26 protein-coding genes are annotated in these 24,691 nt (G+C 73.3%); 14 read left to right on the top strand and 12 right to left on the bottom strand.

The genetic code is table 11. The features are described from left to right. Nucleotides 1-152: 152 nt before the first annotated feature. On the top strand, nucleotides 153-1,007 hold the full coding sequence (locus CFK41_RS14130) for a WXG100 family type VII secretion target (protein WP_096800247.1): 855 nt from the start codon (nucleotides 153-155) through the stop codon (nucleotides 1,005-1,007). Between the two features lie 23 nt (nucleotides 1,008-1,030). Here the strand turns inward: CFK41_RS14130 and CFK41_RS14125 are convergent, their stop codons facing one another. The 4 genes from CFK41_RS14125 to CFK41_RS14110 all read right to left on the bottom strand — a co-directional run bounded on the left by CFK41_RS14125 (nucleotide 1,031) and on the right by CFK41_RS14110 (nucleotide 4,942). Next, on the bottom strand, nucleotides 1,031-1,792 hold the full coding sequence (locus CFK41_RS14125) for an SDR family NAD(P)-dependent oxidoreductase (protein ID WP_096800246.1): 762 nt from the start codon (nucleotides 1,790-1,792) through the stop codon (nucleotides 1,031-1,033). Between the two features lie 37 nt (nucleotides 1,793-1,829). After that, on the bottom strand, nucleotides 1,830-2,474 hold the full coding sequence (locus CFK41_RS14120; RefSeq protein WP_096800245.1) for a dihydrofolate reductase family protein: 645 nt from the start codon (nucleotides 2,472-2,474) through the stop codon (nucleotides 1,830-1,832). A gap of 140 nt (nucleotides 2,475-2,614) precedes the next feature. Beyond that, nucleotides 2,615-2,827, bottom strand: a complete 213-nt coding sequence (locus CFK41_RS14115) for a CsbD family protein (protein ID WP_096800244.1) — start codon at nucleotides 2,825-2,827, stop codon at nucleotides 2,615-2,617. A gap of 171 nt (nucleotides 2,828-2,998) precedes the next feature. After that, the gene (locus CFK41_RS14110; protein WP_096800243.1) at nucleotides 2,999-4,942 is read right to left on the bottom strand and encodes an aconitate hydratase; all 1,944 of its coding nucleotides are present in this window, start codon (nucleotides 4,940-4,942) and stop codon (nucleotides 2,999-3,001) included. Nucleotides 4,943-5,284: 342 nt separating this feature from the next. On the opposite strand from CFK41_RS14110, the gene CFK41_RS14105 reads away from it, so the two are divergent. Further along, a complete protein-coding gene (locus tag CFK41_RS14105; RefSeq protein WP_096800242.1) occupies nucleotides 5,285-6,373 on the top strand; it encodes a 3-deoxy-7-phosphoheptulonate synthase in 1,089 nt (362 codons plus the stop codon). Between the two features lie 28 nt (nucleotides 6,374-6,401). On the opposite strand, the gene CFK41_RS14100 is transcribed toward CFK41_RS14105, so the two are convergent. After that, on the bottom strand, nucleotides 6,402-7,301 hold the full coding sequence (locus CFK41_RS14100) for a phosphotransferase family protein (RefSeq protein ID WP_096800241.1): 900 nt from the start codon (nucleotides 7,299-7,301) through the stop codon (nucleotides 6,402-6,404). Between the two features lie 212 nt (nucleotides 7,302-7,513). On the opposite strand from CFK41_RS14100, the gene CFK41_RS14095 reads away from it, so the two are divergent. From CFK41_RS14095 to CFK41_RS14080, 4 genes are all read left to right on the top strand, one after another. Further along, nucleotides 7,514-8,059, top strand: a complete 546-nt coding sequence (locus CFK41_RS14095) for a DUF5701 family protein (RefSeq protein WP_265415450.1) — start codon at nucleotides 7,514-7,516, stop codon at nucleotides 8,057-8,059. Nucleotides 8,060-8,153: 94 nt separating this feature from the next. Further along, complete coding sequence (locus CFK41_RS14090; RefSeq protein WP_096800239.1) at nucleotides 8,154-9,032, top strand: CorA family divalent cation transporter; 879 nt, start codon at nucleotides 8,154-8,156, stop codon at nucleotides 9,030-9,032. A 43-nt stretch (nucleotides 9,033-9,075) separates the two neighbouring features. Then, complete coding sequence (locus CFK41_RS14085) at nucleotides 9,076-9,867, top strand: DUF6226 family protein (protein ID WP_096800238.1); 792 nt, start codon at nucleotides 9,076-9,078, stop codon at nucleotides 9,865-9,867. 32 nt (nucleotides 9,868-9,899) lie between these two features. After that, entirely contained in the window at nucleotides 9,900-10,793 is an 894-nt protein-coding gene (locus CFK41_RS14080; RefSeq protein WP_096800237.1) for a dihydrodipicolinate synthase family protein, read from the top strand. Nucleotides 10,794-10,820: 27 nt separating this feature from the next. On the opposite strand, the gene CFK41_RS14075 is transcribed toward CFK41_RS14080, so the two are convergent. After that, the gene (locus CFK41_RS14075; protein ID WP_096800236.1) at nucleotides 10,821-11,288 is read right to left on the bottom strand and encodes an AAA family ATPase; all 468 of its coding nucleotides are present in this window, start codon (nucleotides 11,286-11,288) and stop codon (nucleotides 10,821-10,823) included. Beyond that, a complete protein-coding gene (locus tag CFK41_RS14070) occupies nucleotides 11,285-11,986 on the bottom strand; it encodes a helix-turn-helix transcriptional regulator (RefSeq protein WP_096800235.1) in 702 nt (233 codons plus the stop codon). The genes CFK41_RS14075 and CFK41_RS14070 overlap by 4 nt, the downstream gene beginning before the upstream one ends. Nucleotides 11,987-12,108: 122 nt before the next feature. On the opposite strand from CFK41_RS14070, the gene CFK41_RS14065 reads away from it, so the two are divergent. Continuing rightward, on the top strand, nucleotides 12,109-12,477 hold the full coding sequence (locus tag CFK41_RS14065; protein ID WP_096800234.1) for a VOC family protein: 369 nt from the start codon (nucleotides 12,109-12,111) through the stop codon (nucleotides 12,475-12,477). A 77-nt stretch (nucleotides 12,478-12,554) separates the two neighbouring features. Here CFK41_RS14065 and CFK41_RS14060 read toward each other — a convergent pair whose 3' ends face one another. The 3 genes from CFK41_RS14060 to CFK41_RS14050 all read right to left on the bottom strand — a co-directional run bounded on the left by CFK41_RS14060 (nucleotide 12,555) and on the right by CFK41_RS14050 (nucleotide 16,100). Beyond that, nucleotides 12,555-14,045, bottom strand: a complete 1,491-nt coding sequence (locus CFK41_RS14060) for an MDR family MFS transporter (protein WP_096800233.1) — start codon at nucleotides 14,043-14,045, stop codon at nucleotides 12,555-12,557. Nucleotides 14,046-14,274: 229 nt separating this feature from the next. Further along, nucleotides 14,275-14,943 (bottom strand): response regulator, encoded by a 669-nt coding sequence (locus CFK41_RS14055; RefSeq protein WP_096800232.1) that lies wholly within the window; start codon nucleotides 14,941-14,943, stop codon nucleotides 14,275-14,277. After that, nucleotides 14,940-16,100, bottom strand: a complete 1,161-nt coding sequence (locus CFK41_RS14050) for a sensor histidine kinase (protein WP_096800231.1) — start codon at nucleotides 16,098-16,100, stop codon at nucleotides 14,940-14,942. The genes CFK41_RS14055 and CFK41_RS14050 overlap by 4 nt, the downstream gene beginning before the upstream one ends. A gap of 153 nt (nucleotides 16,101-16,253) precedes the next feature. Between CFK41_RS14050 and CFK41_RS14045 the strand changes: the two genes are divergently transcribed. Together CFK41_RS14045 and CFK41_RS14040 are read left to right on the top strand one after the other, a co-directional pair. Next, nucleotides 16,254-16,682: a hypothetical protein gene (locus CFK41_RS14045; protein WP_096800230.1), complete on the top strand. Its 429-nt coding sequence runs from the start codon at nucleotides 16,254-16,256 to the stop codon at nucleotides 16,680-16,682. 5 nt (nucleotides 16,683-16,687) lie between these two features. Further along, nucleotides 16,688-17,158, top strand: a complete 471-nt coding sequence (locus CFK41_RS14040; RefSeq protein ID WP_096801101.1) for a hypothetical protein — start codon at nucleotides 16,688-16,690, stop codon at nucleotides 17,156-17,158. 12 nt (nucleotides 17,159-17,170) lie between these two features. Here CFK41_RS14040 and CFK41_RS14035 read toward each other — a convergent pair whose 3' ends face one another. Continuing rightward, a complete protein-coding gene (locus CFK41_RS14035) occupies nucleotides 17,171-17,854 on the bottom strand; it encodes a response regulator (protein ID WP_096800229.1) in 684 nt (227 codons plus the stop codon). After that, on the bottom strand, nucleotides 17,851-19,044 hold the full coding sequence (locus CFK41_RS14030; RefSeq protein WP_096800228.1) for a sensor histidine kinase: 1,194 nt from the start codon (nucleotides 19,042-19,044) through the stop codon (nucleotides 17,851-17,853). Before CFK41_RS14030 ends, CFK41_RS14035 begins: the two co-directional genes overlap by 4 nt. 103 nt (nucleotides 19,045-19,147) lie before the next feature. Here CFK41_RS14030 and CFK41_RS14025 point away from each other — a divergent pair, with 103 nt between their 5' ends. From CFK41_RS14025 to CFK41_RS14005, 5 genes are all read left to right on the top strand, one after another. Then, nucleotides 19,148-19,897: a GAP family protein gene (locus tag CFK41_RS14025; RefSeq protein WP_096801100.1), complete on the top strand. Its 750-nt coding sequence runs from the start codon at nucleotides 19,148-19,150 to the stop codon at nucleotides 19,895-19,897. A 156-nt stretch (nucleotides 19,898-20,053) separates the two neighbouring features. Further along, nucleotides 20,054-21,067 (top strand): LacI family DNA-binding transcriptional regulator, encoded by a 1,014-nt coding sequence (locus tag CFK41_RS14020; protein WP_227873092.1) that lies wholly within the window; start codon nucleotides 20,054-20,056, stop codon nucleotides 21,065-21,067. After that, the gene (locus tag CFK41_RS14015) at nucleotides 21,064-22,344 is read left to right on the top strand and encodes an alpha/beta fold hydrolase (protein WP_407641122.1); all 1,281 of its coding nucleotides are present in this window, start codon (nucleotides 21,064-21,066) and stop codon (nucleotides 22,342-22,344) included. Before CFK41_RS14020 ends, CFK41_RS14015 begins: the two co-directional genes overlap by 4 nt. Before the next feature lie 173 nt (nucleotides 22,345-22,517). After that, entirely contained in the window at nucleotides 22,518-23,858 is a 1,341-nt protein-coding gene (locus CFK41_RS14010; protein ID WP_096800225.1) for an MFS transporter, read from the top strand. Between the two features lie 71 nt (nucleotides 23,859-23,929). Then, nucleotides 23,930-24,568, top strand: coding sequence for a TetR/AcrR family transcriptional regulator (locus CFK41_RS14005; RefSeq protein ID WP_096800224.1), 639 nt, complete (start codon nucleotides 23,930-23,932; stop codon nucleotides 24,566-24,568). The last annotated feature ends 123 nt before the right edge of the window (nucleotides 24,569-24,691 follow it).

Here is a 24,691-nt window from a genome sequence, read left to right as displayed (position 1 = left end):
CGGCCGACGGGCGGGTGCGTCGGTGCCCGCACTGTAGCCACTCGCCGGGGAGTGCATGGGGACCTCTCCCCATCGCCAGATCCCGGCGCCGTGCCTAGCATCGTGATCATCTATGGAGCGCTCTGCGCACAGACCACGGAAGGGACGCGACGATGAACGCATTCTGGGGAGCTGATCCCGAGCATCTCGAACAGCATTCGACCGTGATGCGGAACGCCTCTCAGCGGCTCGTCGAGCTGCAGGACCAGCTCCGGACCCTGGTCATGGACGAGGCGAACTGGCGCGGCAGCGACGCCGAGAGCTTCCGCGAGCGCTGGCAGAGCGAGGCCCAGCAGAAGAGTCAGCAGATCGCCGACCAGATCACGCAGCTCGCCGCTGAGCTCCAGGACCACGGCACCGAGCAGGAGGAGACCTCGACCGACAGCGGCGGCGGCATCATCGGCGGCATCGGTGGAGCTGTCGGAGCTGCGACGGGCGGCATCGGCGGCGGCCTCGGCACCGGGGCAGGCACAGCGGGCGGCGTGATCGGCGGGATCGGGGGAGCGGTCGGCGCCGCCGGCGGGGCGCTCGGCGGTGCCGGGGGTATCGCCGGTGGTCTCGCGGGCGGTGCGGTCGACGGTGGCCTCGGCGGTGCCGGCGGCATCGCGGGCGGTCTGGTCGGCGGTGCTGGGGGTATCGCTGGTGGTCTCGCGGGCGGCATCCTCGGCGGTGTGGGCGGCGCTCAGCTGATGGTGTGCAGCGGCATCGGCGATCTGATCGGTTCCACCGGAGGCGGCATCGGCGAGGCCGTGGAGTTCGGGATGGACCCGATGAACGGCATCGCCGGCGGCGTCAACGGCCCTGGCGGCGTCAACGCCCCCGTGGGGGAGGCGACGATCGGGTTCGTGCGGGACATCCCCGGCGGTGTGGGCGACCTGATCGGCACCTCAGGGGGCAGGGTCGAGGACCTCATGCTGCGCGCTGTCGACCCGATGGGCGGTGTCGCGGGCGGCTTCCCGCTGCGCTGATCCTCCGGGCCCGGGCCCGCTGCTCAGCTGCGCAGGTGGGAGGCGCCGTTGAGGTCCAGGATCGTGCCCGAGGCCCACTGCGCCTCGGGCGCGGTGAGGTAGAGGATCGCGGCGGCGACCTCGTCGGCCGTGCCCACGCGACCGAAGGGGCTCTCGGCCCGCAGCCGGTCACCGGCCGGCCCGTCCAGCTTCTCCAGCTGCCGCGGGGTGTCCACGAACCCTGGCGCGACCGCGGCGACCGCGATCCCGTGCGGCGCCAGGGCCACGGCCATCGACTGGCCGAGGGCGTGCAGCCCGGCCTTCGCCGCCGCATAGGCGGGAGCGCCCGGCTCGCCCCGGAACGCGCCGCGGGAGCCGACGTTCACGATCACCCCCGTCGCTCCGCGGGAGATCAGCGAGCGGGCCACCAGGTAGGTGAGGTTCGCGGGCGCCGCGAGATCCACCTCGAGCATCCGGGTCACCCGCTGCTGCCAGGTCACGTAGTCGACCTCGTCCACCTGGTGATCGGTCTCGGGGCCGGGCGCGATGCCGGCGTTGTTCACGAGCACGTCGAGCTGCCCGAGCCCGGCCTCGGCCTCCTCGACCACCCGCTGCGCGGTCGCCGGATCGGAGAGATCTCCGCCCACCAGCACGTGCCCCTCGCCGTGCAGGGCGGCGAGGGTCCGCTCGGCCTCCTCACGACGCCGGCCGTAATGCACGGCCACCGTCTCGCCGCGCCTGCTCAGCGCGATCGCCGTGGCCCGACCGATCCCGCTCGACGCTCCCGTGACCAGCGCACCCCTCATCGGCGCTCCTCTCCTCGTATCGTGCTCGCCGCGCCGCTCATCGCCGCCAGAAGAAGCAGTGCTCCACCCCGCTCGAGGCCGTGATCCGCTCCAGGTGGAAGCGGTCCTCGAGCTCCTCCGGCCGCTCCCACAGCCTCAGCCCGGTCCCGTACTCGACCGGCGCGATCGCCACGTGCATCTCGTCGACGAGGTCCGCGTCGAGGAAGGCGCGCAGTGTGGTGACGCCGCCGCCGATCCGCACATCGAGCGCGTCGGCCGCGGCCTTCGCCTTCTCGAGCGCCTCGGCGGGGGTGGCGTCGAGGAAGTGGAAGGTGGTCTTGCCCAGGACCAGCGGCGGGCGCGGCGAGCTGGTCAGCACGAAGACCGGGGTGCGGAACGGCGGCTCCTCGCCCCACCAGCCCTGCCAAGCCTCGTCCGGCCAGGGCTCCGACGCGGGGGCGAACTTGTGGCGACCCATGATCTCGGCGCCGATGCCGTGGGTGAAGTCTCGGGTCAGTCGGTCCTCGAACCCGCGGCTGCCTCCGCCGTCCTCGCGTCCGGGGAAGTGCGCGGTCCCGAAGGCCCAGCCCATCAGCTCGCCGGGGTCGACGTGGCCGAAGGGACGTTCCGGGGTCTGGTCCTCGCCGGCGGCGATGCCGTCCCGGGAGACGCCGAAGTTCTGGACGCGCACGCGCTGGGACATGGCGGGATCCTCTCGATCAGGGTGGGGTGCCATCCTCCGCCCCGACGGGCGTGTCCGCCACTCCCGGTGCGCAGACGCCGATGGCGGCCCCGGACGGGGACCGCCATCGGTCAGTGACGCGGGTCAGCGTCCCGGCGTGCTCAGGCGCGCTTGTCCTTGTCGCCGAACATGCCCTCGGCCGCGCCCTTGACGGAGTCGCGGGCGTCCTGGAGCTTGTCCTTCGCCTCGGCCTTGCCCTGCTGGGCCTGGCCCTCGGTCTCGGTCTCCTTGTCACCGGTCGCCTTGCCGAAGCCCTCCTTGGCCTGGCCGCTGACCTTGTCCTTCGCGTTCTCGAACTTCTCGTCGGTGCTCATCGCAGACCTCCTGTGTCGAGTGTCCGCACGGGTGACGTGCGGTGGCGGCGAGTCTAGGACGGCCCTGCCGCAGGCCCCCGACCTTCCGGTCGGATCGCCCGGCCCCTGCCCGGCTCGGGCTCGATCCGGGGGGCGTGAGCGGGCGGCGACCCGCGCTCGCACCTCCTGCGCTCACACCTCCTGCGCAGTCAGCGGGATCCGGCCCCCGGCGAGCACCATGTCCACCTGGCGTGCGGAGAGACGATGACGCAGCGCGACCTCGCGCCCGCCGATGCTCGCGCTCAGCGTGCGTCCGTCGCGCAGCGCCGCATGCACCCCGTCGAGCCGCACCTCGTCCCCGACCGAGATCGCGGCGAGGTCGGAGGGGTCCTCGAGCTCGAGCGGCACGATCCCGAAGTTCGCGAGGTTCTGCCAGTGGATCCGCGCGAAGCTCACCGCGATCACCGCCTGCAGCCCGAGATGGCGCGGGGCGATCACGGCGTGCTCGCGCGAGGAGCCCTGGCCGTAGTTCCTCCCGGCCACCACCACGTGCCCGCCCTCGGCGGCCCGGGCGCGGTCGGGGTACTCCGGGTCGACCCGGGTGAAGGCGAAGTCGGCGATGCGGGGGATGTTCGAGCGGAGGGGCAGCACCTGGGAGCCGGCCGGCAGGATCTCGTCGGTCGAGACGTCATCGCCCATGACCAGCAGCACCGGGAGCTCCAGCCGGTCCTCGACCGGAGGGAAGTCCGGCAGGGAGGAGATGTTCGGCCCCTTGACCAGCTCCACCTCCTGCGCCTCCGCCTCGGGCAGGGGCGGGATCAGCATGTCGCCGATCTGCGCGTACCGCTCCGGCAGCGTGGGCCGCGGGCAGGGGAGGTCGTGGCTGTCCTCGAGGGTGCGCGGATCGGTGATCCGCCCGGTCAGCGCCGAGGCCGCCGCGGTCTCCGGGGAGCACAGCCACACCGCGTCCTCCTCGGTGCCGGAGCGGCCGGGGAAGTTGCGGGGCATGGTGCGCAGCGAGTTCCGCCCGCTCGCGGGGGCCTGGCCCATCCCGATGCAGCCCATGCAGCCGGACTGGTGGATCCGGGCGCCCGAGCCCACGAGCGCCCCGAGCCAGCCGCCGGTGATGAGGTCGGAGAGCACCTCCCGCGAGGTGGGGTTGATGTCCACGGACACGTGCGGCGAGGCCTGACGGCCGTCGAGGATCTCGGCCACCACCGCGAAGTCCCGCAGCCCGGGGTTCGCGGAGGAGCCGATCACCACCTGGCTCACGTCCTCCCCGGCGACCTCGGCGACCGGCACCACGTTCCCGGGGGAGGAGGGCCGGGCGATGAGCGGTTCGAGGGCGGAGAGCTCGATGTGCTCCGCGAGGTCGTAGCTCGCGCCCTCGTCGGCCTCCCAGCGCTCGAACTCCTCGCCGCGGCCGACGGCGGTGAGATAGTCCTGCGCGGCGTCGTCGGCCGGGAAGACGGTCGCAGTCGCGCCCAGCTCGGCCCCCATGTTGGCGATGACGTGACGGTCCATGGCGTCGAGCTGGGCGAGGCCCGGGCCGTGGTACTCGATGATCCGGCCCACCCCGCCGCTCACGCCGTGGCGGCGCAGCATCTCCAGCACCACGTCCTTCGCGCTGACCCAGTCCGGCAGCGTCCCGGTGAGCTCCACGCCCCAGATCTCCGGCAGCGTCACATACAGCGGCTGGCCGGCCATCGCCATCGCCACCTCGAGGCCGCCCACCCCGATCGCCAGCATCCCCAGCGCCCCGGCGGCGCAGGTGTGGGAGTCCGAGCCGATCAGCAGCGCGCCGGGCCTGCCGAAGTGCGCCTGGTGCACCGGATGGGACACGCCGTTGCCGGCCTTGGAGAACCACAGCCCGAAGCGCTCGGCGGCGGACTGCAGGAACAGGTGGTCGTCGGGGTTCTTCTCGTCGGTCTGCAGCAGGTTGTGGTCGACGTACTGGACCGACAGCTCGGTGCGGACGCGGTCCAGGCCCATCGCCTCGAGCTCGAGCATCACCATGGTGCCGGTGGCGTCCTGGGTGAGGGTCTGGTCGACCCGGAGGCCGATCTCTGCCCCGGGGTCCAGCGAGCCCTCCACGAGATGAGCGGCGATCAGCTTCTGGGCGACGTTGCGCGGCATGGATCCGTCCTCCTCACGGGGCGGACCGCCGACGGGGCCCGTCGGCGGACCTGCCTCCACCGTAGGCTCGACCCGCCGCGAATGCCATGGCACCGGCTGCCTCCGCCCCGCCCCATCCCGTCCCGGTCACCGGGCGCCGTCTTGCGCCCCGCCGCGCACCGTGTACTCTCTCCGGCATGCAGAACCGTTGGTTTACCTATGCGATGTCGGCTCCGGAGGGGCCGGCGACCGTATAGCGTCCCAACCTCTCCAGAGCCGACAAGGGCAGAGCACACGCTCTGCCCTTCGCCATTTCCCGGCGGGCTCTGAGCATCGGGTCCGCCCCGTCGAAGGACAGGACCCATGACTGCACTCGCCACCCCCGCCCCCTCGCTCGATCAGCACATCGCGCGCTACACGCCGCTGCCCACCCCGGGGGAGCTGCTCGCCGAGCTGCCGCTGGAGCCGGAGGACGCCGCCCGCATCGCCGAGCACCGCCAGGCCGTGCGCGCCGTCCTCGAGGGCACCGACGATCGCCTGCTGGTCGTCGTCGGCCCCTGCTCGATCCACGATCCGGAGGCCGGGCTCGACTACGCCCGACGCCTCGCCGGGATCCAGGACGAGGTCGCCGGTGACCTGCTGCTCGTGATGCGCACCTACTTCGAGAAGCCGCGCACCACGGTGGGCTGGAAGGGCCTGATCAACGACCCGCACCTGAACGGCTCCCATGACATCGCCACCGGCCTGCGCCGTGCCCGTGACTTCCTGCGCGAGGTGACCGCGCTGGGCCTGGCCTGCGCGACCGAGTTCCTCGAGCCGATCAGCCCGCAGTACATCGCGGACCTCATCAGCTGGGGCGCGATCGGGGCCCGCACCGCGGAGTCGCAGATCCACCGCCAGCTCGCCTCGGGCCTGTCGATGCCGATCGGGGTCAAGAACGGCACCGACGGCGGGATCCAGGTGGCGCTGGACGCGATCTCCGCCTCATCCAGCCCGCAGGCCTTCCTCGGGATCGGAGCAGACGGACGGGCGAACCTCGTCGAGACCACCGGCAACCCGGACGCCCACCTCATCCTGCGCGGCGGCTCCGACGGCCCGAACTGGGGCCCCGGCCCGGTGCGCGCCGCCGCCGAGCGGCTGAGGGCGGCCGGACTCCCGCAGCGCCTGATCATCGACGCCAGCCACGGCAACTCGAACAAGGACCACGTGCGCCAGGCCGAGGTCGCGACCATGCTCGCGGACCAGATCGCGGCCGACGGCCCGGCGATCGCCGGGGTGATGCTCGAGAGCAACCTGGTCGCCGGCGCGCAGAGCCTCGACGCGACCGTCGGTCCCGACGGTCTCGTGCGCGGACAGTCCGTGACCGACAGGTGCATGGACTGGGGGACCACCGAGGGGGTGCTGCGCGGGCTCGCCGGCGGGGCGCGTCGGCGTCGTCGACAGGCGGCGTGAGGGAGGGCCGGTCCGGTGGGCCGTGGGCTCAGCCCGCCCGGCGCACCGTGGCGAGGAGGGTCTCGCGCACCCGCCCGGCCATCCCCGGGCCGTCGACCGCGGTGCGTCCGGCGACCTGCAGCGGGATGAACTCGGGCCAGGTCGGTCCGAAGCCCAGCAGGCGCTGGATGTCGGCGGCGGGGTCGACTCTCTCCCCGGTCAGCTGCTCGTAGTCCTCGAGGAACCACATCGCGGCCTCGGCGGAGTGCAGCACGGCGAGGTTCAGACGGCAGTGGCCCACGTCCAGGCCCCGGTCCGCGAGGCCGGCGGTGGGCCAGTCCACCACCGCCGAGATCGCGCCGTCGCGCCACAGCACGTTGAAGTGCTGGTAGTCGCCGTGGCTGAGCACGGCGAGCATGGGATCGGCGGGCCGGGCGGCGAGCTCGCGGACCTCGCGGAGCAGGCCCTGGTCGGTCCCGTCCTCGAGCCAGTCCACGCCCCCTGACCCCCACTGCACGCAGGGCTCTAGCGGCGGCGCGGGCAGCGAGTGGAGGTGAGCGAGCATCGCGGCCATCGCCCGCACGGTGCCGCGCAGGTCCGTCAGGGCGAGCTCGACCCGACCGGGCAGGAAGGTGGTCAGCGTGGTCGGGCACCCGCTCTCGGTGCCGTCGGGGTCGGCGTCCAGCAAGGTGGGTGCGGGCACGTCGGTCGCGTCCAGGGCGGCGAGGCCCGCGACCTCGCGACGCACCAGGTCCGGGTGCGCTCGTCCCGTCGTGGACCAGCGACGCACCACCACATCGGCGCCGCCGTCCCGGCGCCGCAGCTGCAGCATCTCGCCCGTGATGCCGCCGACGAGGGGGCGCACCAGCTCGACCTCGCCGACGCTCTTCCGCAGCCAGTCCCGCAGCGACGCATCGAGCGAGGGTCGCGGGGCGGGGGAGGAAAGCATCCCGTGACAGTGCCAGACGGCGGGAGCGCCGTCCAGGGCTTTCCCGTCGGCCTCGCGGGAACAACCCCTCGGCGCTCGGCGTTGCAGACTGCCCGCGCCCCGCCCCTCGAGGAGACGACATCACCGCCACCACCGCTCTGCCCCCGCTCGCCGACCAGGCCCTGCGCCTCATCGACCTCGGCGTCCCCACGACCGCCGGACTTCGCCCCGAGGTGCTGCACGAGGCGGCCGCGCGGTGGGGGAGCGACCGCACCGACGCCCTGCTCGCGATCGACCCGGCGCTCGCGCCGCCGTCGGCCCTGGCCCCGCTGATGCGGCGCGCGGAGAAGCCCGGCTTCGTCGTGGAGGACATGACCGACGTGGACTCCTTCGCCCCCGCGGGGGTCGAGCTGCCGGAGGCGGCGCTGTATCTCGTGGACGCTCCCGAGCGCGGGGACGAGTTCGAGAACGACTCCCCGGCGGAGGCCCTCGAGGCCCTCACGGCCCGTGGACGCACCCCGCTGCTGCTCACCGAGGGGCTCCACTGGGCTCTGCAGAACCCCGAGGTCATCGAGCGCAACCACTGCTTCATGACCATCGGCTCCCGGGCCGTGAAGGCATCGGGGCACGTCGACTCCCGTACTCCGGCGCTGTGGATCTCGGGCGGCACGGGCCGCGACGGGAAGGAGCGCAGGAACGCCCCGAAGCTCGGCTGGTGCTGGTGGAACAACCGCCACACCTGGCTGGGCATCGCCTCCGCCGCGGGCCGCAGCGTCTGAGCAGGACCCCGCGCCTCCCCGCTTCCCACCCTCCCGGCGGCGAGAATGCATCAAGAGCCCGGGGCGTCGCGACCTCGGCGGGGAGAGGAGCACGATGGAGGTCATCGAGACCGTCGAGACGCTGGAGCGTCACGGGGACGCGCCGGCCTGCGTGATCGCCACCTCCGCGGACAGCGACCTCGCCCGGCGGGCCGCGGACGAGATGGGTCTGGACCTGCACCCCGACCGGCCGCGGCCGCGCCGCCCGCACGCCGTGGTCGACGGCGAGCAGGCCGACATCGTGCTCGCGGCGCTCGGCGAGGACCGCGAGCAGCATCTCGTGCAGATCCGCTCCTCCGGGCAGGGCCTGCTGGTCATCGCGCCCGAGGCCGGGTTCGAGCTGGTGCGTGCCGGGCTCGACAAGGCCGCCGCCGGGCATCGGGCGGGGACCTGGCCCGCGGCCGTCGCGATCGCGCTCGCCGTGGCACGGCGCTGCGACCTGGTGCTCGACGAGATCGACGACGAGTGCCAGGAGCTCGAGGACCGCGCCACGGGCTACGCCTCCTCCCCGAAGCGCCGCACCATCTCCCGTCTGCGCGCCCTCCTCTTCCGCATCCAGGAGACCCAGGCGGCGCAGCAGTCGATGCTCGCCCCGGACGAGGAGCTCGCCCAGCTGCTCGGCCCCGATCAGCAGACGATGCTGGGGCGCGCCGCGACGGCGTTCGCCGCGAACCGGTCCACCGCCACGCGGCTCTACGCCATGCTCGGCGATCTCCTCGGCGAGCAGGACACCCTCGTCTCCGAACGCCTCACCCTGGTCGCGACGATCTTCATGCCCCTCACCCTCGCCACCGGCTTCTTCGGCATGAACTTCGGCTGGATGACGGACCACATCGGCTCCGCGACCGCCTTCGTGCTGCTCGGTGTGATGGTGCCGGCCGTCCTCACCGCGATCACCCTCGCCGTCATCCATCGCATGACCCGTTCCTCCTGATATCCCGGCGACGTCACGGTGCCAGCCGCAGTACCGTCGGTCCATGACCACGAACGCTCCGACCTGGTGGGATGCACATCGCCCCTCCTCCGAGCAGGACGAGCCGTTCAGCCGGGAGCTGCTGGACCTGCTCGACGCGGTCGAGACGGCCTTCGCCGAGACCGCCGCGGGCACCCCCGGCTGGGAGGACCCGCACGACGGGCCGGACGGCGACTGGCGCGACGCCCTTGAGGAGGAGTACAGCCGCTGCCTGGCCCCCGGCAAGTACCGGATCCTCTGGGCGCGGGCCGACGCCTGGACGCAGGTGCTCTTCGCCCGCGGCTGGGCCGACGCCGCTGAGATCGCGGACGGCGCGTCGCTGCCCTGGCTGATCGAGCCGCTCACCGCGCGCCATCGTGCGACCGTGCTGCGCCCTCGTCGGCCGGGTGCCCAGCCCCTGACCCTCCTGCGCACCGCGCCCGACGACGCGACCGGCAGCACCGACCTCACCGGGGCCGACGCCCAACTGCCCGGACTCGTCATCGGTCTCGGCGAGCCCATCGTCCCGGTCGAGACCGTCCCTGACTGCGGCTGCGACGCCTGTGACTCCGGTTCCGCCGACCTGCTCGAGGCCCTCGACTCCACGATCCTCTCGATCGTCGACGGCTCCTTCGAGGTCACGCTGAGCCCCGGGACGGAGAGCCAGCGCACCTCCTTCGGCGGCTCGCTGAGCAGCGACGACGAGCGGGTGACGGTCTCGGCGCAGATCAGCGCCGGCCCCTGGGCCGACGACTGGACCCCGCGCACACTGATACCACCGGTCGAGCCCGTCCGCCGCCCCCGCTGGTTCCGCTGATCCCCGACCCCCGCCCCCGCAAGGAGCCCCGCATGTTCACCGGCCTCAGCACCTTCCCGCTCACCCCGATCCGCGACGACCGGGTCGATCTCGGCGCGTACGGGGGTCTGATCGACCGCCTCGTCGACGCCGGAGCGGACTCGATCGGAGCTCTCGGCTCCACCGGGTCCTACGCCTACCTCGATCGGGCGGAGCGCCGCGCCGTCGTCGAGACCACGATCGAGCATGCGGCGGGCGTCCCCGTCATCGTCGGCATCGGCGCGCTGCGCACCTCGCAGGTGCTCGCGCTCGCCGCCGACGCGCAGGCCGCCGGTGCCGACGCGGTGATGCTCGCGCCCGTCAGCTATCAGGCCCTCACCCCGGACGACGTCGCCGGGCTCTACGAGGACGTCACCGCCGAGCTCTCGGTGCCGCTCGTCGTCTACGACAACCCCGCCACCACGCACGTCACCTTCTCCCTCGAGCTCCACGCGCACATCGCCCACCTCCCGCACGTGGGCGCCCTGAAGATCCCGCCGATCGCCGGGGGAGCGGATGCCGCCCGCGAGCGCGTGCAGGCCCTCCGCGCCGTCCTCCCCGAGCACGTGCGGATCGGTATCTCCGGGGACGGGTTCGCCGCCGCCGGTCTGCTCGCCGGCTGCGACGCCTGGTTCACCGCCCTCGGCGGCACGATCCCGCAGGCGATGACCGCCATCGCACGGCCGGCGCTCGAGGGGAGGACGGCCGACGCCCTCGCCGCCTCGGACCGGTTGGCCCCGCTGTGGGACCTGGTCGCCGAGCACGGCAGCCTCCGCGTCGCCGCGACGCTCGCCGAGCACCTCGGCCTGGTCGAGGCGCCCTGCCTGCCGCGCCCCCTGCTCGGGCTGCGCGGAGGGGATCGAGAGCGCGTGCGCGACGTCGCCGAGGAGCTCGGACTGACGGGTTGATCCAGCGCGCTGTGGCCGACCACCCCCTCAGTCCGTGCGCACCACGGTGAGCGGTCCCTCCTCCTCCGTCGGCGGCTCGAAGTGGTCGAAGTACAGCTCCGCGAGCTCGCGCGGCAGGCGGAAGTCGTCGGAGTGCTCCGCCGCCCGCGCCTCGAGCCGGGCGAGCACCGTCTCCCGAGAGGCCACCGCCTGCACGATCTCGGGCACCACGCCCGTCGGGAGCAGCAGCTCCCGCCAGCGATCCCGCATCTCGCGGGACCAGAACGACAGGTCCAGCACGACGTCCTGGCCGGCGCGCACGAACGCGAGCAGGCGCTGTTCGAGCTCGGCGACGATCTCGGCGCCGGCCGCCTCGGGCAGCGGCATCGTGCGATGGCCTCGCGCCCAGGCCTCGGCGTCCACGGACAGCCGCACCATCCCGTCGGCCTCGAAGCGGCGCGCGAGGGTGGACTTCCCGGACCCCGCCGGCCCGCACAGGAAGATCACCCGGCTCATCGGTCCACCCCGCGGAAGTCCCAGCGGGCGAGGTCGGCGATCAGGGGATCCGGCGTGCGCTCGGGCGGGACCTCGGGCGTGGCCAGGATGGCCAGGATCCGGTCGGTGCGGAAGCCACGCACCGCATCGCGCAGCCGGCACCAGCCCACCAGGATCCAGGCGCCGCGCACCGTGATCAGCCCCAGCGGCTCGACGGCCCGACGTGTCGGTTCCTCGGTGTCCCGGGCGAGGTACTCGATCTCGACCACCCGACGATCCTCGACCACCTCCCGCACCACCTGCGCGATCGAGGGGGCTGTGGGCGTCTCGGGAGCCTGCGCGGCGACCCGGCCCGCCAGCGCGCGGGCCCGCCGCCGACGATCGGGCGGCATCGCCCCGAGCACCTTGTCCAGCGCCTGCTGGGCTTCGCCCGCGAACGGCGAGCCCATCATGATGCTCAGCCCGGCGGTGACCGCGCTCGCCTCGGCGAGGGTGAAGGCCAGCGGCGGCAGGGAGTAGTCGCGACGGATCGCATACCCGCCGCGTCGGCCGGGCTCGGCATAGAGGGGGACGCCGGCGGACTGCAGCGCGGCGAGATCGCGTTCGATGGTGCGGGTGCTCACCGCGAAGCGCTCGGCCAGGCGCGGCACGGAGACCGGCCGCTCCGCGTTGGTGCGCAGCACGTCGAGCAGGGCGTGGTGTCGTTCGCTACGGCGCATCGGCCCAGCCTAGGCCCGGCGCACCACCGGTTCCAGATCTCCTCGGAAACACCGACACAGGGCTGTCGCGTTCCGATTCCAGACTGGAGGCACGACATCACCGATACCCAGGAGAACCTCCCGTGACCAGCCCGAACATGTTCATCGTCTATGTCACCGAGGTGGCGCGCACCGTCGACTTCTACCGACAGATCTTCGCCATCGAACCCTCCGCCCTCCCCGGCCCCGGCTTCGCCTCGTTCACCCTCGACGGCGGGACCGAGCTCGCCCTGTGGAGCGGGCATGTCGACGCCCTCGACGGGCAGCCGACGCGCACCAGCGAGGTGGTGCTGTGCCTGCCGGGGGGCCCGGAGGCGATCGAGGAGCAGCACCGCGCCTGGGCGGCGCTCGGGGTCACCGTGCTCGAGGAGCCGCATGACGCCGCCTTCGGCCGCACCTCCGTGATCGCCGACCCCGACGGGAACCGGATCCGCCTGGCCCCGGTGGACTGAGCGCCCGCACGGACGACGACGCCGGCGTGACCTCCCCGCAGCTGCGGGGCGTGGTCACGCCGGCGTCGACGGGTGGATCAGGCCTCGACCTCCGCCGGGGTCTGCTTCAGCGTGCTGGCCAGCACGACCGCGGCCGTGGTGATCACACCGCCGAACACGAAGGCCCAGCTCGCACCGGTGGCCTGCGCGGCCTGCGCCGAGACGCCCGTGCCCGAGGCGAGCACCGCGCCGAGGCTCAGCATCGCGATGAACACCGCGGTGCCCAGCGCTCCGGCGAGCTGCTGGAGGGTGTTGAGGATCGCCGAGCCGTGGCCGTACAGCGAACGGGGCAGCGAGCCCAGGGACAGGGTCAGCAGCGGGGTCATCACCATCGCCATGCCGATCCCGAGAGGGATGTTCAGCGCGACGATCAGGCCCACCGTGGCGTGCTCGTCGAGCAGGAACACCGACAGCCAGTTCACGGCGGCCATGATCGCGATGCCCGGCACCACGATCGGGCGGGCGCCAACCCGGTCGTAGAGGGCGCCGATCGCGGGGCCCAGCAGGCCCGAGGCGGCCGCACCGGGAAGCATCGTCAGCCCGATGGTGAGCGTGTCCAGGCCCAGCGAGTCCGTCATGTACAGCGGCAGCGCGACGACCGTGCCGAGCATGGTCGCGAAGCCCATCAGGATCACGAGCACCGAGACGGTGAAGGTCCGCACGCGCAGCGGGCGCAGGTCCAGCAGCGGCTCCTCGTCGCGGGCGAGCATGCGCAGCTGGCGCATGGTGAACGCGGCGAGGGAGAGCAGGCCCACCGCCGCGACCACCAGCGGGATCGCCCGGTTGGGGCCGGCCACGATCTGGCTGATCGAGGCGAGGGCGTAGATGAGGCCGCCGAACCCGATCGCGGAGAGCACCACGGAGAGGCCGTCCAGGCGCACCTTCTGGGGCTCGGTGTAGTTGCGCATGAAGAGCAGGCCGACGACCAGCGCGACCACGATGATCGGCAGCATCATGAGGAACAGGGCGTGCCAGGTCCAGTGCTGGAGGATGAAGCCCGAGGCCGACGGGCCGATCGCGGGCGCCGCCGAGATGACGACTCCCACCAGGCCCATCACGAGGCCGCGCGAGCGGATCGGCACCAGCGCGAGGATCGTGGTCATCAGCAGCGGCAGCACCATCGCGGTGCCGGCGGCCTGCACCACGCGGGCGCCCAGCAGCAGCGGGAAGGTGGGGGAGACCATCGCGACCGCGGTGCCGACCAGGAACAGGCCCATGGCGGTCGTGAACACCTGTCGCACCGACAGGCGCTTCATGAGGAAGCCGGTGGTCGGGATGACCACGGCCATCGTCAGCATGAAGCCGGTGGACAGCCACTGCGCCGTGACGGCGGTGATCGACAGATCCGCCATGAGGCTGGGCAGCGCGACCGACAGCAGGGTCTCGTTGAGGATCATCACGAAGGCGGAGACCACCAGCACGGTGATGATCGGTGTGACCTTCACGCCCTGCGGCGCGGGATCGACGGCCGGCCGCGGCTGCGGGACGACGGGGAGCTCTCCGGTGGGGGTGGGGGTGTGCATGGCCATGACCAGGGTGGCGTGCTTTCTTGCTCGAGGTTCCAGAAGGCCGGAACCCGTGCGCGCGCCGGCTCGGCCGCACAGTGATCGGGTCACCCTCCGGAGGGTCGGCGGACACCATCCGCGACCGCTCCGATCCTTTCACGCGCGGCACTTCTCGTCACGGTGAGATAGCCCGCGCCGAGCCCTGCCCCTCACCCCCTTGCGCGACGGCAGGATCTCTGATTTCTCGACCGGCTCAGGGCGCGTGATCTCCCGGGGTGACGAGACCTGATTCGTAGGCGATCACCACCAGGCGGGAGCGGTCCCGGGCGCCGAGCTTCGCCAGCAGTCGGCTCACGTAGGTGCGGGCGGTGGCGGGGGAGAGGGTCAGGGCCTCGCCGATCTCGGCGTTGGACATCCCGCGCCCCACGAGGGCGAGCACCTCCCGCTCGCGCGGGGTCAGCCCCTCCAGCAGAGCGGGGTCGATGCGCGCCGCCCTCCCGGCGCCGAGCTGGCCGAGCACCGTGGTGGTGACCGACGGCGAGAGCAGCGAGTCCCCGCCCGCGACCACCCGGATCGCGGCGCGCAGGTCCTCGGGGGAGACGTCCTTCAGGAGATACCCGGCGGCGCCCGCACGGAGCGCCGCGAGCACGTCCTCGTCCTCGTCGAAGGTGGTCAGCACGATGACCCGCACGGAGTCGAGCGCAGGGTCCCCGGCGATCCGGGCGGTCGCGGCGATGCCGTCCAGGTGCGGCATGCGGATGTCCATCAGCACCACATCGGGGCGCAGCTCCCGCACCCGCTCCAGCCCGGCCCGCCCGTCGGCCGCCTCGCCCACCACCTCGATGTCGCCGTCGCGCCGGGCGAGTCCGCGCAGACCGGCGCGCACCAGCTCCTGGTCGTCCACCAGCACCACCCGGATCATGGGTCCTCCTTCGTGGTGAGCCGGGCCGGGAGCCTCGCCGTCACCGTCCATCCGCCGGTCGCGGGCGAGTCGATGTCGAGCTCCCCGCCGAGCAGCCGGGCCCGCTCGCGCATCCCCGCGATCCCGTGGCCGTCCTGCGCCGCAGGGCCGGCGCCGTGCCCGTCGTCGGCGATGACGAGCAGCAGCTGCTCGCCCTCCAGGTGGGCGGTGACCTCGAGCGTGCGCGCGCGGGCATGGCGCAGCGTGTTGGTGACCGCCTCCTGCACGAGGCGGTACGCGGCCGCGTCCACCGCGGGGGAGAGCTGCCCGGCCTCGACCTCGATCCGGCGGCGGATCTCCACCCCGGCGGCCCGGGCGGGCTCCAGCAGGGCAGGGACCTCCGCCAGGGTGCGGACCTGCCGCCTCCCCTCCTGCTCCTCGCCCTCCGCGGTGCGCAGCAGACGCACCATGGCGCGCAGCTCCCGCAGCGTGTCGGTGGTCTGCGCGCGCACCTGGCCGAGCGCGGCCCGCGCGGCCGCATCGTCGTGCCCGACGGCGTCGGCCGCGACCCCCGTGTGCAGGGAGATCACCGACAGCGCATGGCCCACGGTGTCGTGGAGCTCGCGCGAGAGCCGTTCGTGCTCCTCACGCCGGTCCTGCTGGGCCCGGAGCCGTCCGATCTCCGCCTGCTGCTCGCTGCGCACCCGGTGGGAGCGCACGGCGGAGCCCAGCGCGATCGCGGCGGCGAGCAGGCCCAGGTTCGTGGCGGCATCGGTGCCGAGCAGGGTGCCCAGCGGCTGGGGATCGTCGCGGAGCCGGAACACGAGCGCCACGAGGAACATCACCGCGCCGCCGGCGACGGCCCAGCGGGTGCGCCCCTGCTCCGCGGCGGAGTACAGGGCCGCCACCACCGGCAGCGCCACCCCGATCGCCGGCAGCTCGAGGCTGTAGTACACGAAGGTGCCGAGCACGCTGAGGGCGAGCACCACCACCGGCGCACGTCGGCGGGCCAGCAGCAGCGCACCGACACCGGTGACGACCAGATAGGCCCACGGGCTCGGCGGCAGGCCCCCGGCCGCCTGCGAGACGGTGAGCACGGCCGACAGCAGCACGGCGACGGCGAGCGCGAGCACGACGTCGCCCACCCAGGGCGCGGAGCGCGATGCGTCGGCGGTCATCTGCTCAGCCTAGGAGGCCGCGGCCCCGGCCACCTGCGTCCCGAGGAGGGGGCCGATGTCGCCTCCCGACGTACCGTGCCCTCGCCCGGGCGCGACGGCGGCGGCTCCCACGGGCGGATGTCGTGGCCGAGCCCGATGCCTAGCGTCGAGGACATGATCTCTGCACAGACTCCTCCACCCCGTTCCGCCGCAGCCCTGTCCTGGCCCGTCATCCTGGGCCTCGCCGTGATCGCCCTCGCGCGACCGGTGACCAACGTCGTCCTCGACCAGCTCGCCCTCGATCCCGGACCGGTGGTGCCGCTGGCCTGGACGGCGGTCATCACGGCCCTCTGGGTGGCGGTGGTGGGGATCGGCCGGGTGGCTCGCCCTCTGCCCACCCTGGTCCTCGTCGGTCTCGCCTACGGCGTCCTCGCCCTCGCCCTCAGCGGGATCCTCTCGCCCCTGCTGCTGGGGCACCTCTCCGGACCGCTCGCGAACCCCCTCGCCATCGTGCCGATGCTGCTGGTCAATGCGCTGTGGGGACTGATCGCCGGGCTGCTGGCGCTGCTGGTCCAGCGCGGCCGCGGGGTGAGCGGGCGATGAACGCGATGACCACTGCCCCCGCGCCCGCCCGTCGTCCCCTCGGCCTCTCCGTCCCGGCGGTCCTGGGCCTCGCCCTGCTGGGTGTGCCCCGCGTGATCCTCCACGACCTCGGGGTGCTGCAGCCCGGGAGCCTCGCCAACGCGCTGCTGGTGTTCGTGCCGGTGCTGCTCTGGATCGGGTCGGCCCTCCTGGTGAGGGTGCCGCGGCCGCTGCTGACCCTGCTCGTGATCGGCGCCGCCTACGGCGTGCTGCTGGCCCTGTGCCACCAGCTGCTGTGGGGCGCGTCCTTCCCCGGGCCGGGACCGCGTCTGGGCGGGAACCTCGCCGACCTCCCGCCCCTGGCCCACGCGATCGTGATCCGCGGCGCGGCAGTGCTGTCGAGCCTGGTCACAGGCGTCATGGTCGGCGTGGTCTGCGGCCTCGTCGCGGAGCTGGCGGCGCTGCTCCTGCGCGGAGCCCCTCGCACCGGCCGCTGACCGGCCCCGCGCTCACCCCCGGTGCTGCTGCCACCACAGCGCCGCCTGCACCCGTGAGTCGAGCCCGAGCTTCACCAGGGCGTGCGAGAGATGAGACTTCACGGTGGAGACCTCGACGAACAGCTCGCTCGCGATCTGCTGGTTGGTCCGGCCCCGTGCCACCAGCGCCAGCACGTCCTCCTCGCGGGCGGTGAAGCGGGGAGCGGGGCCGACGGGGCCCGGGTCGGGGCGCTCAGGGCCCCGGTCGCCCGGGCCTCCGCGCAGCGCGGCGACCACGGCCCGGGTCGCCGCGGCGGAGAGCACGGCATCGCCGCGGTGCACGTCCCGCACGGCGGCGAGGATCCGCTGCGGGTCCTCGGACTTCACGAGATAGCCGTCAGCCCCGGCCGAGAGCGCGCCCAGCACCGAGGCGTCGAGGTCGAAGCCGGAGATCACCAGCACGTTCGCGCCGGTCTCCCGCAGACGCGGGGTGATCTCGATGCCGGTCGCGCCGGGCATGCGCACGTCGGTGAGCACCACATCGGGGAGGTGCCGGCGGGCCGCGGCCACGGCGGCCTCCCCGTCGGCCGCCTGGGCGACGACGGTGATGTCCGGCGCGGACTCCAGCAGGGCCACGAGCCCGGAGAGCATGGCGGGATGGTCGTCGGCCACGAGCACCCGGATGGGGGTGCCCTGCGTCGGGTCGGGCGGGGTCATGGGAGCGTCTCCTCGGTGGTGGAGGGGGTGGTGAGCGCCGGCAGCTGCGCCTGGACCAGCCAGGTCCCGTCGGCCGACGGGCCCGAGCCGGCGCTGCCGCCCACGGCGGTGGCCCGGTGCGCGATCGCGCCGCGGCCCACTCCGGCGCCGGGTGAGCCGGTGGAGCCCCGACGGTTGTGCAGCTCGAAGGTCACCATGCCGTCCGCCACCTGCACGTCCAGCGTGATCGGGGCGAGCCCGTGGTGCACGGCGTTGGTCACGGCCTCAGCCCCGATCCGCAGCAGCGCGGCCTGCACCGACGGGTCCACCCGCGCGGTCTCGAGCGCCGCCGGGTCGATGTGCACCCGCGCCTCCGGATCCCGCCCCCGCAGCCGCACCACGAGCGAGGGCCAGTCGAGGGTGACCTGCGGCTGGGTGCCGGGCTCCTCGGTCGAGAGCACCCCGATCATCGAGCGCAGGTCCCGCAGCGCGGCGTGGGCGGAATCCCGGGCCGTGGTGAGCGACCGGTCCCGGGCGGAGGGGTCCTCGAGGGTGGAGGCGAGGGAGGTGTGCAGGGAGACGGCGCTGAGGTGCCCGGCGATCACGTCGTGCAGGTCGTGGGCGATGCTGCGCCGCTCGGTCTCCACGGCGCGGGCGGCGCGGGTGGCGGCGAGCTCGTGCTCGAGCCCGACGAGCCGCTCGGCGGCCTGGCGGCCCTCGCGGTGATGGCGCACCTCCCAGCCCCACAGCAGCGGGGTGGAGAGCATCAGCGCGCACAGCAGGATCACCACCAGCACGACCGGCCCGGGGAGGGGCAGGGCCAGCGCCGCGAGCACGGCGAGGACGCCCACGGCGACCGCGATCCAGGTGGTGGCCCGGGCGAGGCGCCTGCCGCCGTGCATGACCGGATCGAACAGCGCCTCGAACAGCAGGAAGTAGGCGGAGATCTGCCCGCCGCCGAGGATCTCGGCGATCGACAGCGGACCCGCCACGGCGAGCGTGACGACCGGCCGGCGCCGTCGCCACAGCAGGCTCACGCAGCCGATCAGCATGAGCGCGATCGACACCCCGCCGGACCAGCCGCTGCCCGCGAGCCCCGAGTCCCTCAGGCCCGACACCGCCAGCACCAGCACCAGCACGGCGTAGGCGGCGGCCACCAGCACGTCCCGCCCGCCGATCGGCGGGCGCGCAGGGGTCTCCGGGGTGGCCATGCTCCGAGCGTACGGGGCGCATCCCCGCCGAGTGCCCTCCCACCAGCGGTCTCCCCCCAAGGGAGGAGGACTCCACCGTGTCCTCGCGGAGACGATGGAGGGCATGGACGGACTGACCGATGCCGCCGGCCCCCTGGGCCTGGTGCTGCTGGCCCTGGTGGACTCCACCTCGATGGGGACCCTGGTGATCCCCGTGATCCTGCTGGTGGTGGGGGAGGGCGGGGCGCTGCGCGTGGCCGGCCGCACGCTGCTCTTCCTCTCCGTGATCGGGCTCTTCTACCTGGTGCTCGGAATCGGGCTGCTCGCCGGGCTGCTGCCGCTGCTGGAATCCTTCGGCCATCTGCTCGCCGCACCCCAGGTGATGCTGGTGCTCGCGGTGATCGGGGCGCTGCTGGTGGTCTGGTCGTTCCGCCTGGACCCCAAGGCGGTCGCCCGGCGGGGAGGGGACCCCGAGGCCTCGGCCCGCCGCTGGACCGATCGCGCCCGTCGCGCCTCCGGCCGACCGGCGGTGCTGATCGGCCTCGCGCTCCTCGCGGGGCTCATCGAGGCGGCCTCGATGATCCCGTACCTCGCCGCGATGGGGATCCTCGCCGACATGGGGGTGGGCCTGGGTCGCGGGACCCTGATCCTGGTGGGCTACTGCGCGGTGATGATCCTGCCGGGACTCGTGCTGTGCGGCGTCCGGGCCGCGCTCGGCGGAGGGGCCGATGCCCTCCTCGACCGCGCCCACGAGTGGGCGGTCAAGAACGCCACCAGTGCGTTCTCCTGGGCGGTGGGCATCATCGGCGTGATCATCGTGCTGAACACGATCGGTCCGGCGCTCGCCTGGCTCACCGGCGGCTCGGCCTCCTGATCGGCGGCGGCCGCGCACGGCCCGGCCGGTAGACTCCGAGGACCGATCACCGCACGCGGTCCGCTGCGCGCGACCGAGCTCGAGGGGGACTGGACGATGTCGCGCACGGACGACGGCTCAGGCCGTACCGCACCGGCTGCCTCCCTCCGGGGCACCGTGACCCTCTCCGACGTGGCCCGCACCGCCGGGGTCTCCCTCGCCACCGCCTCCTTCGTGCTCTCCGGCCGCGGCGGCTCCCGCTCCGCCGGCTCGGCCTCGACCAAGGCGAAGGTGCGCGCGGCCGCCGAGGAGCTGGGCTACGTCCCCAACCGCCATGCGCAGGCCATGCGCACCGGCCGCGGCGGCGGCATCGTGCTGGCGCTGGGCACCCTCGACGACCCATGGGCCGTGCAGCTCACCGCCCAGGTGCGCGACGAGGGCCTCTCCCACGACCTCTCGACGCTGGTGCTCGCCGACGAGCGCTGGTTCGAGTACCTCGCCGGTGCCTCGGCCGACGCCGCCCTGGTCACGAGCATCGACTTCGTCGAGGACGGCCCGAATCAGGTGCGTCGTCTCGCCGCCTCCACCCAGACCGGTCTGGTCGCCTTCAGCACCCGGATGGAGCCCGAGAACTTCGACGTCGTCTCCTCCGCGCCCACCCTGGCGATCCGCCGCGCCTATCAACGGCTCCGCGCACGGCACGAGAAGGTGCGCCTGCTCGCCCCGGACCTGGAGCGGAGGCCGGGCGGCACCTTCGCCCATCCCCGCACCACCGCCTTCCTCGAGGCCGTGAGCGAGCACGGCGACGGCAACGGCGAGGCCCTGGTGCACCTGGTCTCCGAGGGCAGCCACGACAGCTACCTCGGCGCCGTGGAGTGGATGCGCGGCCCGGAGCCCCCCGAGGCCGTCATCTGCTTCACCGCCTATCAGGCGGTGGCGCTGCAGATCGCCGCCGAGCGGTCCGGGCTGAGCATCCCCGGAGACCTCGAGATCATCGCCATCGGCGACGTGCCCGCGGCCACGGAGTACTTCGGCCCGATCAGCTACTACGGCGTGGACGACGTCTTCGCGCGGCTCGCGGGCATCATCGTGGACCGCGCGGTGGATCGCGGGGACCGCCCCGGCAGCCTGCACACCTTCGACTGGGAGTTCTTCCCCGGCACCACCACCCGCGAGATCGACGGAGCATGATGACGACCACCTGGACCCTTCCCGGCCTGCAGCTGAGCGACCACACCCTCCCGGTCCCGCTGGACCACGCCGACCCCGCCGGGCCCGGGATCGAGGTCTTCGCACGGGTGATCGCCGCCGAGGGCGGCGAGGACCGGCCCTTCCTGGTCTTCCTCCAGGGCGGCCCCGGCTCCGAGGCGCCGCGGCCGCTGGACGCCGCCTCCCCGGGCTGGCTCGCCCGCGCCCTGCGCGACCACCGCGTGGTGATGCTCGACCAGCGCGGCACCGGTCGCTCCACCCCCGTCGGCCCCGACACCGCGCTGCCCGAGGGCATGGGCGCCGCGACGCTCCGCGAGGCCACCGCCGCGCAGCAGGCGGACTACCTCACGCACTTCCGCGCCGATGCGATCGTGGCCGACGCCGAGCTGATGCGCGAGCACCTCGGCGCCGAGACCTGGTCGCTGCTGGGGCAGTCCTTCGGCGGCTTCACCGCCCTGCGCTACCTGAGCGCCGCCGCCAGGAGCGTGGAGACGGCGCTGCTCACCGGCGGGCTGCCCACCGTGGGCCCCGGCATGGACGACGTCTACCGGACCACCTGGGAGGGCATGATCGGCCGCAGCGAGCGGCACTGGGCGCGCTTCCCCGGCGACCGCGACCGGTTCCGCCGCCTCGCCGACGCCGCGGACGCCGGCCGGCTGCGGCTCCCGGACGGCCAGCGCGTGGGCGTCGAGCGACTGCGGCGGCTCGGCCACCTGCTCGGCGCCTCCCAGGGCGGGGAGCGCCTCCACCACCTGCTGGACCTCGACCCCGCCTCGCCGGCCTTCCTCCACGACCTCGCCGCGGCCCTGCCCTTCGGCGGCCGCAACCCGCTCTACTCAGTGATCCATGAGAGCTGCTGGGCCGACGGCGTCGCCACCCGCTGGGCGGCCGACCGCACCATGCCGAGCGCGGTGCACGAGGACCCGACCCTGCTGGGCGGCGAGCACATCCACCGCGACCTCTTCGCCGAGGATCCCGAGCTGGAGGTCTGGGCCGAGGCCGCGGACCTGCTCGCCGAGCACGAGTGGCCGGCGCTGTACCAGGAGTCCGCGCTGCGGGCGGCCCGGGTCCCCGCCGCGGCCGCGGTCTACTACGACGACGCCTATGTGCCGCGCGAGCAGTCGATGGCCACCGCCGCGCTGCTGCCCGGCATGCGCACCTGGGTGACCAGCGAGTACGAGCACAACGGCCTGCGCGCGAGCGGTGAGGGAGTCCTGGACCACCTGCTCGACCTCGCCGCCGGTCGCCGCACCGCCTGAGAGCCGTTCCGAGTGCCCTGCACCACTCTGCCGTCCGAAATGTGACCAGTGGAAGGGATTGGCTCGACATATTGGTTTCCTTCCACTAATACTGTGCCCACGGTCGTGTCGACGTCTGCGCGCTGCAGCGCGGTAGGCACTCCCGTGCCTGCACCTCAGACGAAGGAGTCCCTGTGTCCACCACGGCCCCGAAGCCGGGCTTCGCCCCAGATCCGACGATCGATCCCGTCGGCAGTCCGAACCTCATCGGCCCGAAGCTGCCCATCCCGCACCTCGGCATCGAGAACGACCGGGCACGCCCCTGGTGGTTCGTGCTCGGGATCATGCTGGGCCAGCTCGGCATCTTCCTCGCCCTCATGGGCCCGGCGACCGTGTCGATCCAGGTCAAGGCCGGTCAGCTCGCGTCCGACGCGGCCGAGCAGGCCTCGATCACCGCCTTCGCGATCGCCCCCGGCGCGCTCGCGGCCGTCATCTTCAACGCCCTGGGCGGCCGGATCTCGGACCGCACCACGAGCCGCTTCGGGCGCCGGCGCCCGTGGCTGATCGCCGGCTCGATGGGCATGATGGTGGGCCTGCTGCTCATCGCCGTCGCGCCCAACGCCCTGGTCATGGCGATCGGCTGGTTCCTCGCGCAGGCCACGGCGAACATGGCGCTGGCCGCCTTCGTCGCCTCGATCGCCGATCAGCTGCCGGCGAAGCAGTACGGCAAGGCCTCGGGTCTCGTGGGCATCTCCGGGAACCTCGCGATCATGTGCGCGACCTGGCTCGCCGCCGCCTTCGGCGACACCATGATCGCCCTGTTCCTGGTGCCCGCCGTGATCGGCATGGCCCTCGTGATGGTCTTCGCCGTCATGCTCCCCGAGCCCGTGCTGGTGCAGAACCGCCTGCCCTTCAACCTGCGCGAGCTGGTGCTCTCCTTCTGGCGCAACCCCGTGAAGTTCCCCGACTTCGGCCTGGCCTGGGGCGGTCGCTTCACGATCATCCTGGCCTCGTACATGTTCACCACGTTCCGCCTGCTGTACATGGAGAACCACCTGGGCCTGGACCCTCGCGCCGCCGTGAGCGCCGTCGCCGTGGGCGTCACGATCTACACGGTCACCTCCATGGCCGCGAGCCTGTTCGCCGGCTGGCTCTCGGACTACCTGGGCCGCCGCAAGATCCTTGTCGCCGCCGCGATCCTCGTCTTCGGCGTGGCCACCTACATGCTGCTCCACGCCGACACGGTCACCGCCTTCTACGTGGTCGAGGCGGTCATGGGCCTCGCCTACGGCACCTACATCGCCGTGGACCTGGCCCTCGTGCTCGAGGTGCTGCCCAACCGCGAGGAGGCCGGCAAGGACCTCGGCGTCATCAACATGGCCAACGCCCTCCCGCAGTCCCTGGCCCCGGCCTTCGGCGGGTTCCTGCTCGCGAACCTCGGCGGGGGCACCGATTTCACCGCGCTCCTGCTCGCCGCGCTCGCCGCCGCGATCCTCGGAGCCGTGATGACGATGTTCATCCGCGGCGTGAAATGATGGGGCTCTGACCCCCGGGCCGGGCGGAGGCAGTGCCTCCTCCCGGCCCTTCCTCATGGAGAGAGGCGCCGATGAGCCCCGACCGTTCCGCCCCGCGCCGCCGTCCGGGACGCCCGCGCGGCCAGGACTCCTCGGTGGTGCGCCAGGCCGCGCTGCGGGCCGCGATCGACCTCATCGCCGAGCAGGGCTACGCCGCCACCTCGATGGCGCAGGTCGCGGAGGCCGCCGGCATCTCGCCCTCGGGGCTGGCCCACCATTTCCCCTCGAAGATGGCGCTGCTCGGCGCGGTGCTCGACCATCGTGACGCGATGGACTCGCTCGCCGAACCCGACGGCGAGGGCCCCTGGGAGGTGTTCGACGGACTGGTTCGCCTCGCCCGCGTCAACGCCGGCCGGCGGCAGCTGGTCGCCCTCTACATGACGATGATCGGCGAGGCCGCGAGCCCGGGCCATCCCGCGCATCCCTGGATGGAGCGCCACTACGCGGTCTCCCTGGACCTGCTCGCCAGCGCCGTGCGCACCGGCCAGGAGCTGGGGCTCATCCATCCCGAGGCACCGGCGGACAGCATCGCCAGCACCACCATCGCCCTCATGGACGGCCTGCAGGTGCAGTGGCTCCTGGATCCGGAGCTCGACATGACCGCCGAGCTGGGGGCCCATGTCGCCGGGCTCAAGCGGGCCTGGTCGCTCGCGCCCGAGGACGGCTCCTGACCTCGACCCGGGGAGCTTCCCGGAACCGGTGGTGACCTGGGCCACTCCGCTGTAACGTTTTGCAGCGTGCGTCCGTGGGGGACGGATCCTTCCGCGGCGCACGGTCCGACAACGACGACGGAG

It is taken from the genome of Brachybacterium ginsengisoli, from assembly GCF_002407065.1.
GTDB lineage: Bacteria > Actinomycetota > Actinomycetes > Actinomycetales > Dermabacteraceae > Brachybacterium > Brachybacterium ginsengisoli.
The sequence above is the reverse complement of the archived record's forward strand: the minus strand, read 5'-3'. Positions and strand labels throughout refer to the sequence as shown.